This is a genomic window from Mycobacterium shigaense (genome assembly GCF_002356315.1).
GTDB lineage: Bacteria > Actinomycetota > Actinomycetes > Mycobacteriales > Mycobacteriaceae > Mycobacterium > Mycobacterium shigaense.
Genome location: NZ_AP018164.1, coordinates 4,482,447 through 4,494,393, shown reverse-complemented (window position 1 = coordinate 4,494,393; position 11,947 = coordinate 4,482,447). Strand labels below are relative to the sequence as shown.

At 66.2% G+C, this 11,947-nt stretch carries 14 protein-coding genes and 1 pseudogene; 7 read left to right on the top strand and 8 right to left on the bottom strand.

Going from position 1 to position 11,947, the window contains the following annotated elements; translation table 11 throughout:
- The first annotated feature begins 2 nt into the window (after positions 1-2).
- The 4 genes from MSG_RS20950 (at position 3) to MSG_RS20935 (ending at position 3,403) form a co-directional block, all read left to right on the top strand.
- A complete protein-coding gene (locus MSG_RS20950) occupies positions 3-2,147 on the top strand; it encodes a 3-hydroxyacyl-CoA dehydrogenase NAD-binding domain-containing protein (protein WP_096442651.1) in 2,145 nt (714 codons plus the stop codon).
- 102 nt (positions 2,148-2,249) lie between these two features.
- Entirely contained in the window at positions 2,250-2,678 is a 429-nt protein-coding gene (locus MSG_RS20945) for a MarR family winged helix-turn-helix transcriptional regulator (RefSeq protein WP_096442649.1), read from the top strand.
- Between the two features lie 9 nt (positions 2,679-2,687).
- Entirely contained in the window at positions 2,688-3,140 is a 453-nt protein-coding gene (locus MSG_RS20940) for a hypothetical protein (protein WP_096442647.1), read from the top strand.
- Positions 3,137-3,403: a hypothetical protein gene (locus MSG_RS20935; RefSeq protein ID WP_096442645.1), complete on the top strand. Its 267-nt coding sequence runs from the start codon at positions 3,137-3,139 to the stop codon at positions 3,401-3,403. Before MSG_RS20940 ends, MSG_RS20935 begins: the two co-directional genes overlap by 4 nt.
- A 17-nt stretch (positions 3,404-3,420) precedes the next feature.
- Here the strand turns inward: MSG_RS20935 and MSG_RS20930 are convergent, their stop codons facing one another.
- The 4 genes and pseudogenes from MSG_RS20930 to MSG_RS20915 form a co-directional block, all read right to left on the bottom strand.
- Positions 3,421-4,044, bottom strand: coding sequence for a class I SAM-dependent methyltransferase (locus MSG_RS20930; protein ID WP_096442643.1), 624 nt, complete (start codon positions 4,042-4,044; stop codon positions 3,421-3,423).
- Positions 4,045-4,075: 31 nt separating this feature from the next.
- Positions 4,076-4,333 (bottom strand): annotated as a pseudogene (locus tag MSG_RS20925) (LLM class flavin-dependent oxidoreductase); the annotation flags it as partial.
- A gap of 51 nt (positions 4,334-4,384) precedes the next feature.
- On the bottom strand, positions 4,385-5,593 hold the full coding sequence (locus tag MSG_RS20920) for an FAD-dependent monooxygenase (RefSeq protein WP_096442641.1): 1,209 nt from the start codon (positions 5,591-5,593) through the stop codon (positions 4,385-4,387).
- Between the two features lie 171 nt (positions 5,594-5,764).
- A complete protein-coding gene (locus MSG_RS20915) occupies positions 5,765-6,076 on the bottom strand; it encodes a hypothetical protein (protein ID WP_096442639.1) in 312 nt (103 codons plus the stop codon).
- A 110-nt stretch (positions 6,077-6,186) separates the two neighbouring features.
- Here MSG_RS20915 and MSG_RS20910 point away from each other — a divergent pair, with 110 nt between their 5' ends.
- Complete coding sequence (locus MSG_RS20910) at positions 6,187-7,170, top strand: LLM class F420-dependent oxidoreductase (RefSeq protein WP_096442637.1); 984 nt, start codon at positions 6,187-6,189, stop codon at positions 7,168-7,170.
- Here MSG_RS20910 and MSG_RS20905 read toward each other — a convergent pair.
- The 4 genes from MSG_RS20905 to MSG_RS20890 are packed head-to-tail and all read right to left on the bottom strand — an operon-like array spanning position 7,167 to position 10,038.
- Positions 7,167-7,460, bottom strand: a complete 294-nt coding sequence (locus MSG_RS20905; RefSeq protein ID WP_096442635.1) for a putative quinol monooxygenase — start codon at positions 7,458-7,460, stop codon at positions 7,167-7,169. The genes MSG_RS20910 and MSG_RS20905 overlap by 4 nt on opposite strands.
- Positions 7,461-7,478: 18 nt before the next feature.
- On the bottom strand, positions 7,479-8,483 hold the full coding sequence (locus MSG_RS20900; protein WP_096442633.1) for an ABC transporter substrate-binding protein: 1,005 nt from the start codon (positions 8,481-8,483) through the stop codon (positions 7,479-7,481).
- A gap of 5 nt (positions 8,484-8,488) precedes the next feature.
- The gene (locus MSG_RS20895) at positions 8,489-9,226 is read right to left on the bottom strand and encodes an ABC transporter ATP-binding protein (protein WP_096442631.1); all 738 of its coding nucleotides are present in this window, start codon (positions 9,224-9,226) and stop codon (positions 8,489-8,491) included.
- Entirely contained in the window at positions 9,223-10,038 is an 816-nt protein-coding gene (locus MSG_RS20890; RefSeq protein ID WP_096442629.1) for an ABC transporter permease, read from the bottom strand. Before MSG_RS20890 ends, MSG_RS20895 begins: the two co-directional genes overlap by 4 nt.
- A 243-nt stretch (positions 10,039-10,281) precedes the next feature.
- Between MSG_RS20890 and MSG_RS20885 the strand changes: the two genes are divergently transcribed.
- Both MSG_RS20885 and MSG_RS20880 read left to right on the top strand, forming a co-directional pair.
- Positions 10,282-10,695: a Zn-ribbon domain-containing OB-fold protein gene (locus MSG_RS20885; RefSeq protein ID WP_096442627.1), complete on the top strand. Its 414-nt coding sequence runs from the start codon at positions 10,282-10,284 to the stop codon at positions 10,693-10,695.
- Positions 10,696-10,764: 69 nt separating this feature from the next.
- Positions 10,765-11,910 carry a thiolase family protein gene (locus tag MSG_RS20880; RefSeq protein WP_096442625.1) on the top strand — a complete coding sequence of 382 codons (1,146 nt, stop codon included), beginning with the start codon at positions 10,765-10,767 and terminating at the stop codon, positions 11,908-11,910.
- Positions 11,911-11,947 lie beyond the last annotated feature (37 nt).

Genomic DNA, 11,947 nt, shown 5'->3' with positions numbered 1-11,947 from the left:
CCATGCCAGAGAACACCATTCAGTGGGACAAGGATGCAGACGGCATCGTCACCCTGACGTTGGACGACCCGACCGGGTCGGCGAACGTGATGAACGAGCACTACAGCTCCTCGATGCACAACGCGGTCGAACGCCTTGCCGCGGAGAAGGATTCGATCACCGGTGTCGTCATCACCAGCGCGAAGAAGACCTTCTTCGCCGGCGGTGACCTCAAGGCAATGATCAACCTGGGCCCGGAGAACGCCGGCGAGGCATTCGACACCGTCGAATCGGTCAAGCGTGACCTGCGCGCCCTGGAGACGCTGGGCAAGCCGGTCGTGGCGGCCATCAACGGCGCCGCGCTGGGCGGCGGTCTGGAGATCGCGCTGGCCTGCCACCACCGCATTGCGGCCGACGTGAAGGGAAGCCAGCTCGGGCTGCCCGAGGTCACGCTGGGCCTGCTGCCCGGCGGCGGCGGCGTGACCCGCACCGTGCGGATGTTCGGCATCCAGAACGCCTTCATGAACATCCTGTCGCAGGGCACCCGCTTCAAGCCCGCCAAGGCCAAGGAGATCGGCCTGGTCGACGAGCTCGTCGGCTCGATCGGGGAACTCGTCCCCGCCGCCAAGGCGTGGATCAAGTCCAACCCCGACTCGCACGAACAGCCTTGGGACAAAAAGGGTTACAAGATGCCCGGCGGCACCCCGTCCAGCCCCGCGCTGGCCGGCATCCTGCCGTCGTTCCCGGCGCTGCTGAAAAAGCAGCTCAAGGGTGCGCCGATGCCGGCGCCGCGGGCCATCCTGGACGCGGCCGTCGAAGGCGCGCAGGTCGACTTCGACACGGCCAGCCGCATCGAGAGCCGCTACTTCACCCAGCTGGTCACCGGCCAGGTCGCCAAGAACATGATCCAGGCGTTCTTCTTCGACCTGCAGCACATCAACGGCGGAGGCTCGCGGCCCGACGGCATCGAACCGGTCAAGATCAACAAGATCGGTGTGCTGGGTGCGGGCATGATGGGCGCCGGCATCGCCTACGTGTCGGCGAAGGCCGGCTTCGACGTGGTGCTCAAGGACGTCAGCCTCGAGGCCGCAGAAAAGGGCAAGGGCTACTCGGAAAAGCTTGAGGCCAAGGCACTTCAGCGGGGCAAGACCACCGAGGAGAAGAGCAAGGCGCTGCTGGACCGCATCACGCCGGCCGCCGACCCGGAGGCCTTCAAGGGCGTCGACTTCGTGATCGAGGCGGTCTTCGAGAACCAGGACCTCAAGCACAAGGTGTTTCAGGAGATCGAGGACATCGTCGAGCCCAACGCGCTGCTCGGGTCGAACACCTCGACGCTGCCGATCACCGGTCTGGCGACCGGCGTGAAGCGCCAGGAGGACTTCATCGGGATCCACTTCTTCTCGCCGGTCGACAAGATGCCGCTTGTCGAAATCATCAGGGGTGAAAAGACTTCCGATGAGGCGCTGGCCCGCGTTTTCGACTACACGCTGGCCATCGGCAAGACCCCGATCGTCGTCAACGACAGCCGCGGCTTCTTCACCAGCCGCGTCATCGGCACGTTCGTGAACGAGGCGCTGGCGATGCTCGGTGAGGGCGTTGAGCCCGCGAGTATCGAGCACGCCGGTTCGCAGGCCGGTTACCCGGCGCCGCCGCTACAGCTGTCCGACGAGCTCAACCTGGAGCTGATGCACAAGATCGCCACCGCCACCCGCAAGGGCGTCGAGGACGCCGGCGGCAGCTACGAGCCGCACCCCGCGGAGGCCGTCGTTGAGAAGATGATCGAGCTCGGCCGCCCGTCGCGGTTGAAGGGCGCCGGCTTCTACGAGTACGAGGATGGCAAGCGCACCCGGCTGTGGCCGGGCTTGCGAGAGACGTTCAAGTCGGGCAGCGCGGAAATTCCGTTGCAGGACATGATCGATCGGATGCTGTTCGCCGAGGCGCTGGAGACCCAGAAGTGCCTTGACGAGGGCGTGCTAACGTCGACGGCCGACGCGAACATCGGCTCGATCATGGGCATCGGGTACCCGCCCTACACCGGCGGTAGCGCGCAGTTTATCGTCGGCTACTCCGGTGCCGGCGGTACGGGCAAGGAGGCCTTCGTGGCCCGGGCCAAGGAACTGGCCGCCAAGTACGGCGACCGCTTCCTGCCGCCGAAGTCGCTGGGCTAGTTGGTAATTCGCGAGCAGCCGCAGAATCGCATCATGCGAGCCCCTCCCGCGCGATTCTGCGTCTGTTCACGCTACCGGACGCGGCGGCGGTAGCCTGCCTCCATGCCGCAGCCGCCTCCGTTCAGCCCGACCGTCGCGCTGCTTACGATTGGCCGGGTCTGGGATGCGGCCTTTGCCGAGGCTCTCAAACCGCTCGGTTTGACGACCCGGAAGTACGGGCTGCTGGGGCATATCCGGGTAACTCCGGGCATCTCGTTCAGTGAGCTGGCGAGGCGGTCGCGTATCACGGTGCAAAGCGCACACACCGCGGTGGCCGCATTCGTCGATGCGGGACTTGTCGATGACAGGACTGCGCATGCGGGATCCGCGTCGCAGCTGTCGGTGACGGCCGAGGGTGAGTCGCTCCTGGCCCGAGCGGCCGAGGTCGTGGCGCGGCTTGACGCGGAATTCACCGCCCAGCATCCCGACCTCACCGACGCATTGCGCGGATACGTGGACCGGGTTATATCGGGACAGGCAACCTTCAGTTAAGCTGAAGGTGTGAAGCCGCTATTGCTCTCCGTCCACGTCCTGGCCGGCATCTTATTTGTGGGCCCGGTTGCCGTGGCTACCAGCCTGTTTCCCCGATACGCGCCGGCGCCGAACGGGCCGGCGGGCGGTCAACTGGCGGAGCCGGACATGGGGACCGCCCGGCTGCTGCACCGCATCACCCGCGTCTACGGAACGCTGGCGCTCGTGGTTCCCATCGTCGGTCTCATGCTCGCCGTCGTCCAGGGTCGGGCGACCGAGGTCTGGATCATCGTTGCGATGGTGCTCACCGCGTTCGCGGGTGGCCTGCTGGCCCTTCAGATCTCGCCGCGACAACGCGATGTGCTGGCGCACCCGGACGCCGGGGCGTTGGGCGGCCTGCGCATGATGACCGGAATCTTCAATCTGCTGTGGGCGGCCGTGGTGGTGTTGATGGTCGTACGGCCTGGATCGCGCTACGCATGACGCCGTTACTGCGGACGCTCGCCGTCCTCTCGGCGCTCGAACTCCTCAGCGTCGTGGTCCTTTTCGGAAATCTCGCAACGGTGCACGATCACCGCATCACTAGCGTCCTGGGGCCGGTGCACGGCGCGATCTACCTTGCGGTAGCCGTCACCGCGCTGCTCGGCCGCGACCTGGCGTCGCGGACCAGGGTCGGCGCGCTCATCCCGGTGCTGAGTGGACCCTTGACGATGCTCAACGTGCGGCGAGAGGCGCGCGCGGTATGAGCTTGACGTAGCCGCTTCTAATGGCGCCGCTGATATAGGTAGTACCGCGCCGCGGTCTCCTCTCGCGCGCCTCCCCGTCTGCGCCGCGCTTCGTCGAGGTCCGCCTCGTCGCCGGCCGACAGCAGCGTCCAGCCGGATGCGAAGCGTGTCTCCATCTCGGCGGGCTCGACGCCCCGGACGCCGAACCTGCCGCCGGGGCGGAACGCGACGATGAACAGGCGCGCGTCGGGCGCGGCCACCGCGCTGACCTCGCGAACGTAGGCATCCCGATCGCCGTCGCTCATATTGTGCAGGCAGCCGTTGTCGACGATCAGGCCGAAACCGGTGCCGATGCCGGCCTGACTCAGTCGGGTGACGTCGGCCCCGACGAAGTCGACCGGCAGGTCGGCGGCTTTGGCGCGGGCCCTGTCGAGAGCTTGGGCTACGAAGTCAACACCGGTGACCTTCCAGCCGTGTTGCGCAAGGTAAATCGACGAGTCCCCGGTGCCGCAGCCGAGATCGAGGGCCGACCCGACCGTTAGCGCGGGCGTGCCATTGGTCCCCTCGACCAAATCCTGCAGCCGTCTTGCGATCGGATGACCGTCCCACGGGGTGAAGCCGATGCGGTAGAAAATCCGAAAGAGTGTGTGCTTGGAGGCCATGCCCCAACGGTATGCCTAAATCGCTACAGCGCGGTTTGCGGTAGCGCCCTGGCTCGCCGGCATCGATCAGCGGCGCGTGGCTGACGCCGATCCCCAGCGGAATCGGTCACCGTGCTCGGCGGTCAGCGTGGCATACTTTCGGCGACATCACCGGGCGCGTGCATCCAGAGGTTGAGGATGCCCGTGGCGATCACCGTGCGGTTGGTCGCGGCGAGCAGGTGCCCACCGGGTCGAGCACCGGCCCGCCGACATCCGGAATCCACCGGGCCTTGAACCCGAGCTCGTCCAATTCCGCTGCGGCGTCGTCTGATTCGTCCGGGGGTCCCTACCGGCCATTCTGTCAAACGTCGATTTCGGCGTACTGGTGGTACTGCATCGAGTCGTACAGCCGGGCACCGTTTGTGTTGAGCTTGGCGATCGCCCTGGTGACGCCGGCCGGGAGCGCCGTGATCAGTTGCGCGGCGCGGGTCAACGCCCACACTCCGGCCCGTGAGCCCGGCACGATGGTTTTCGCCGCGGCCCGCGCGAAGGCTCTGCTGCGGCGCACGGCATCGGCCATCTGCTGTTCGTAAGTCGCGAACGCGTGCGCGTAATCGCTCTTGGCTTCGGCCAATTCACCGGCAAGGATGTAGGCACCCAGCACCGCGATGCTGGTGCTGCCGCCAACTGCCGGTCCCGGGCAATACCCGGCGTCGCCGACCAACGCGACCCGCCCGCGCGACCAGGTGTCCAGCTCCAGCTGGATGATCGAGTCGAAGTAAAACGTCGGCGCACGGTCCAGCTCCTCGAGCCAACCGTCCACCTCCGGATCCATCCCGGCGAAGCTCGCGCGCAACAGGTCCTTCTGCCGCAAGACATCCCGGTGGTCGTATTGCAGTTCTTCGCGGCGGCGGAACATGAACAGTGCGCGTGCGTCATCGAGGTGTTGCGCGGTGTAGATGCCGGCCAGGCGGCCGGCCGCCAGGTGCACGTCCATCTGTCCTTCGCGCGCGAGAGATTTCGGCACCGACTCGACCGCCAAGTAGCCGCCGAGGAACCGGGTGCGTCCGGCGTCCTTGCCGAATACCAGTCGGCGAACGTTGGAGTGCAGACCGTCGGCGCCGATCACGACGTCGAAGCTGCGCTGCGCGGCGTGCTCGAACGTCACGTCGCCGTCCGGCGAGATAGCCGTGATCGAGTCCCCGAACACGTACTCGACGTGGTCGCGGCCCGCGTCGTAGTAGACCTCGCTGAGATCGTCGCGCATGATCTCGACGTGGCGGTCCGATGACGCGCCATACACCTTGGTCAGATCTATCCGGGCGGGCCGGTGAATCCCGTCGCGATGCAACCGCAGCTCGGTCGTTCCGGTCGCGAGCGCCTCGATGCGGCTGAGCACGCCCATCTTTTCCGAGATCTCCATGGCGGGCCGAAACAGGTCGACGGCATGGCCGCCGGTTTTGCGAAGTTCCGGCGCTCGCTCGATGACCGTGACGGCGAATCCGCGGCGGGTCAGCCAATACGCCAGCACCGGGCCCGAGATGCTCGCACCCGAGATGAGGATCCGCATGTCGACCTCCGCTAAGTTAGGTCACCCTAACTTAGCATCAGTCCTCGCGATGCCGGTAGCGGAAACCGAAGTACCCCGGTGTTGAGGTATGAAGCCACGGGCGGCACTGATGCGTGACCGCCCGTGGCCGGTAGGGGGCTAGCGAAAACCAATCACCCTGCGTGGCAGGGATTACGTACCGGCGCCGCTCGCGGTGCTCTGGTCCTGGGCGTTCTGCGTGAAGATGTCGCCGGAGCTCGGGTTGAAGACGTCGTCGTCGTTGACGGCGCGGACGCCACCGCCGGTCCCGCCGCCGATGGTGCTTACGTGGGGTGAGCCCGCGGCGAGGGACGCGGTGCTGCCGCCCGGCTGGGCGGCGCCGAAGAGGGCCAGCGTCGCCGCGGCCGCGGCCCCGGCGAACAGCAGTTGTATCGCGCGGATCTGCCGACGGCGGGCGTCGGCAATAGGGGCGTCGTGCGAGAGGGGGGAGGGGGTGTTGGTCATGCCTCCCATTGACGGTCTCGCCACCAGGAATGGGCTGGGTGCATCTTAGCGATGCGCTGTGAGCTTATCCGTATATCCGCGGCGGGCGGTGCGGTCTAAAGTCCGTAGCTATGCGCTTTGGTCTCTTCATTCCGCAGGGCTGGCGGATGGATCTGGTGGACATCGAACCCGAAAAGCACTGGGCGGTGATGCGAGACCTGGCCACCTATGCCGACAACGGCGCGTGGGATTCGCTGTGGGTCTATGACCACTTCCACACCGTGCCGATGCCGACAGGCGAGGCCACGCACGAGGCGTGGTCGCTGATGGCGGCGTACGCGGCGACCACGTCGCGGATCAAGCTCGGCCAGATGTGCACGGCGATGAGTTACCGCAATCCCGTCTACCTCGCCAAGGTCGCCGCCACCGCGGACATCATCTCCGGTGGCCGCATCCAGATGGGGATCGGCGGTGGCTGGTACGAACACGAATGGCGTGCCTACGGGTACGGTTTCCCATCGGCGGGCGTGCGGCTGGCCCGGCTGGAAGAGGGCGTGCAGATCATGCAGGACGCCTGGCGCGACGGCAAGGTCAGCTTGGACGGCAAGCACTATCAGGTCGACGGCGCGATCGTCGAACCGAAGCCGTTGCAGGACGGCGGTATTCCGTTCTGGATCGCCGGCGGCGGCGAGAAGGTGACGTTGCGCATCGCCGCGCAGTACGCGCAGTACACGAACTTCACCCCAGAACTCGAGGCTTTCAAGCACAAGTCGCAGGTGCTGGCCGAGCACTGCCGCGAGGTGGGAACCGACTTCGACGCCATCGTGCGCTCGGCCAACTTCAGCGCGATCATCGGAACCTCCGACGCCGAGGTCAAAGACCGGCAGCGCAGGATCCGTGAGCGGATGGTCCGCTACGTCCCCGAGGCGGCGGCCGACGCGATGCTCTCCGGCGGTTCCGAGGGGGCCACGGGCACGCCGGAACAGGTCATCGAGCGCATCGCGAAGGTCCGCGACCTGGGTTGCGATTACGCGATCTGCTACTTCCCCGAGGCGGCCTACGACCGGTCCGGCATCGAACTATTCGAACGGGAAGTGATTCCCGCCCTGAGCTAGACGTCGCTGGTGCGGTAGCGCGTTTTCGCCGGCGGCGCGGCCAGCAGCGGCGGCAGTTCGGTCACCTTGCCCTCGCCGGCCCGAAACGCGCGGTAGGCCTCGTCGTGCTCGACCGTGTCCCACACCTCGTAGATGATCCAGTGCGCTTCGTCGTCCTCGTCGACCCACACGTCCGTTTGCAGATTCCCCTCGAACGCCCGGGTGGTTTTCAGCGTCTGGCGCATCAGGTCTTGCGCCGCGGACACCGCGTCGGGCTTGAATTTCAGTTCGAGTAGCACCGTGACTGCCATAACCGTCTCCTCGCGTCGTCATTTCGTGCTGCTCACCGCGAGCACGTTGTTGAACCTACGGTCGACCCACTTGGCGAAGTCAGGCGCCTCCGGGATCTGGTCGGCGGCGGCGAACAAATCGGCGAGCCGCTGCTCTGCAGCGACCACCTTGTCGTCGAGGGGGATGGGTAGCCGCAGCACGTGGCTCTGGGCGAGTTCGGCAACCTTGAGGTCCAGGCCCACCGCCTTGGCGTATCTCTTGGCCCATTCCGACGGGTTCTCCCGCGCCCATTGCGCCGCCCGCTCGTAGCGCACCAGCAGATCGGCCAACGCCGAGTTGCGTTTCGCATCGGTCAACGCATTGATGGACGCGCTGCCGAACCAGTAGCCATTCTCGGCGGTCGCGATACTGCGCACCTTCAGTTTGGTGGTGGCCTGTGACGTGTAGGGCTCCCAGATGACCCACGCGTCGCCTTGCCCGTTGGCGAACGCCGAGAACGCGTCGGCGGGCTGCAGGAAGACCAGCTTGACGTCTTTCGGCTTCAGCCCGGCGTCGGCGAGGTGTTCGAGCACATTGGCATGCGCGGCGCTGCCCTTGGCCACCAGGATCGTCTTGCCCCGCAAATCGCGAGCCGAGGCGATCGACGAATCGGCGCGCACCAGGATCTGCTCGCCCGCAGTCGCGCCGTCCCACGCCGCGACCACCCTGATTTTCGAGTTGGCCGCCGCACCGAACACCGGCGGTGTGTTGCCGGTAATCGCGAAATCGATCTTGTCGGCGGTCAGAGCCTCGATCTGCGGGGGCCCAGAGGTGAAGGTGGAGAAGACAATTCGGTAAGGCAGGCCGTCAAGGGCATTGGCGGCGCGCAGCAGCGCCTCGGTTCCGCCCTTTTGGTCACCGACCTGCAGGGTGACATCGGAGAGTTCGGCCGACGGGATGGGTGCCGGCACCGCTATCAACTGCGGCCCCACCGATCGGGACACGCAGCCGGATGCGGTCGCTGCGAGCACCACCACGACGACCCGAAGGGTGATCCGCAACATCGCGGTCAAACTCGAACGCCCAACTTGAGCAACAGTTCTTCGCGGTAATGCTCGTGCTCGGCGATGTGCTCGCCGGCGGCGGGACGCGGGTTCTCGATCGCAACGGTATGGGCGATCCGGCCGGCCTCGAGCACCAGCACCCGGTCGGCGAGCGCGGTGGCCTCTTCGACGTCGTGCGTGACCAGCAGTACCCCGAACCCGTGCCGGCGCCACAGCTGGAGCAGCAGCGCACGCATCGACAGTCGGGTCAGCGCGTCGAGCGCCCCGAACGGTTCGTCGAGCAGCAACAGCTGCGGTTCGGCGACCAGCGCGCGCGCCAACGACACCCGCTGCGCCTGACCGCCGGACAGCGTCAGCGGCCACGCCCCGGCATGGTCGGCGAGGCCGATCTCGGCCAGCGCCTCCGTGGAACGGTCCAATGCCGCCTTGCTGGACAACTGCGCGCGGTTGAGGCCGTACCGAACGTTGGTGAGCACGTCACGCCACGGAAACAGCCGCGGCTCCTGAAAGGCGACCGCGGGTGCGCCGGCGACCTCGCGGATACCGCCATGGTCGGGCGCCAGCCCCGCCAGCACGCGCAGGACGGTCGATTTACCCCCGCCGCTGCGACCGACCAGCGCGACGATCTCGCGAGTGCGGATCTCCAGCGAGATGTCGTCGAGAACCTTTCGGTTGCGGTACCACTTGTCGACGTGGCTCAGGTTGCCGACGACGGCGGTCTGCCGATCGTCTGTGACGGTCATGCGCGATACCTCAAGGCTCGATGTTCGAGTGCTCGGACGATGGCGTCGGTCGTAATGCCCAGCAGCGCATAGACAACCAAGCAGAAGATGATGATGTCGATACGCAGGAAGTCACGCGCGTTGTTGATCAGAAACCCAATTCCCTTGTCGGCGTTAATCTGCTCGGCGACGATCAGCGTCAGCCACGCGATCGCCAGCGACTGGCGCAGACCGACCAGCACCTGGGGCGCCGCGCTGGGCAGTATAATGATACGCAGCCGCTGCCACAGCGAAAACCCAAGCACATCAGCGGTTTCCAATAACTTCGGGTCGACCTGCCGGATCGCCGAGAAGGTATTCAGGTACAACGGGAAGCTGACGCCAAGCGCAACGAGCAAAACCTTTGGCAGCTCACCGATTCCGAACCACAAGATGAACAACGGAATCAGCCCGAGGTGAGGCAGCGCGCGCACCATTTGCAAGGGCGGGTCGGCCGTGGCCTCGATCCAGCGGGACAATCCGACGGCGATCCCCAAAGCGACCCCGACCAGCCCGCCCAACAACAGGCCTTCGAGCACACGCACCCCCGATACCTCCAGGGCCTCGCCGAGCTTGCCGTCGCGCAGTAGTTGTAGCCCGGCGTCGAAGATCAACTGCGGTGCCGGCAACACGTCCTGCGGTATGAGACCGGTTGCGCTGAGAACCTGCCACGCCACCAGCAGGACCACCGGCGACAAAATCCGGATGATGCTCCATTGGTGCTGCTTCCAAAGGTTGCCGGCCTCGGGCGTCGGCGCGGACCCCGCGACGACCTCGGGGGAACTGTTCACCATTGCTCTCAACGACCTCGGGTTGGACGGGCGGACGCGAAGGGGTCGACACCGGTGTTGTCCGTGGTGACCGTAGGACGGCTGGGCGACGGGCTGAAGGGTTTGGCTCCGGCTGAAGGGAAGCTGCGCCGCATTCGCCCCGAGATGCCCCAAGCGCGGAATGAGAATGCGGTTTCCACTTTTCGGAAGTCTGTTATGCGGTTCAGTGAGTTCTGTTCTGTGACCGGCCGACGGAGGACCCCCTCGATGCAGAAGGCACTCGCTCCCGAGATCTCGACCTGGCCCGCCGCCGACCCGCAGCTCATCGGCAGCCGATGCGGCGACTGCAACGCCACGGTCTTCCCGGTGCAGCAGCGCTGCCCGCGCTGCAGCGACGCGAAGATGAGCGACGTGACGCTGCCGCGCCGCGGAACGCTGGTCGCGTGGACCACCCAGGGTTTCCCACCCGGGGCCCCCTACGCTGGCCCCACCGGCAAGGACTTCGTCCCGTTCGGCGTGGGACTGGTACAGCTCGGTGATGTGGTCCGCGTCGAGGGCCGGTTGACCGAGAACGACCCGGCCAAGCTGCAGTTCGGCCAAAAGGTCGAGCTCACCATGGTGCCGTTCACCACCGACGCGGACGGCAACGAGATCATCACCTTCGCTTTCCGGCCGGTCTAGCGGCGATCGCGAGCACGGCGATGCCGGGTGAAGCGGGTCGCCACCATCCATCCGATAGAGGAGCCTGAGATGACGAACGACGTTGCCATCATCGGCGCGGGCCTGCATCCCTTCGGCCGGTTCGATAAGACCGCGATGGAGATGGGCGCCGAGGCCATTGACGCGGCGTTGACCGATGCCGGTGTGCAGTGGAAAGACATCCAGTTCGGCTTCGGCGGCAGCCACGAAGTGTCCAACCCGGATGCGGTGACCCGCCTGGTCGGACTGACGGGCATCACCTTCACCAACGTCTTCAACGCCTGCGCGACCGCGGCCAGCGCCATTGCGCAGACGGCCGACACGATCCGGTTGGGCAAGTACGACATTGGCATCGCGATCGGCCTGGACAAGCATCCCCGCGGGGCGTTCACCGACGACCCCGCCAAGCTGGCGCTGCCGCAGTGGTACGCGCAGAACGGGCAGTTCGTCACCACCAAGTTCTTCGGGATGAAGGCCAACAAGTACCTGCACGACCACAACATCTCCCAGGAGACGCTGGCGCGGGTGGCCAACAAGAATTTTCGCAATGGCGCACTGAACCCGAATGCCTTCCGGCGCAAGGAGATCTCGGTCGAAGAGATCCTCAACTCCACCGTGCTCAACTACCCGCTGACCCAGTACATGTTCTGCGCACCCGACGAGGGTGCCGCGGCCGTCATCATGTGTCGTGCCGACATCGCGCACAAGTACACCGACAAACCGGTGTATGTGCGCGCCTGCGAGATTCGCACCCGGACCTTCGGCGCGTATGAGGTGCATGCCACGTTCGCCCCGGTAGATGAAGACGTCTCGCCGACGGTGTACGCATCCAAGGCGGCCTACGAAGCCGCGGGCATCGGGCCCGAGGACGTCGATATTGCCCAGCTGCAGGACACCGACGCCGGCAACGAGGTCATCCACATGGCCGAGACGGGTCTGTGCGCCGACGGTGAGCAGGAGAAGCTGCTGGCCGACGGCGCCACCGAGATTCACGGCTCGATGCCGGTGAACACCGACGGCGGGCTGATCGCCAACGGCGAGCCGATCGGCGCCTCGGGGTTGCGGCAGATGCACGAGCTGGTGCGTCAGCTGCGCGGCGAGGCGGGCGAGCGTCAGGTGCCCGGCAACCCGCGGGTCGGCCTGGCGCAAGTGTACGGTGCTCCCGGCACCGCGTCGGCGACGATCCTGTCGCTCTAAATCGCCGTGCCCAGAAGGTCATCCGCGTCGCGGATGA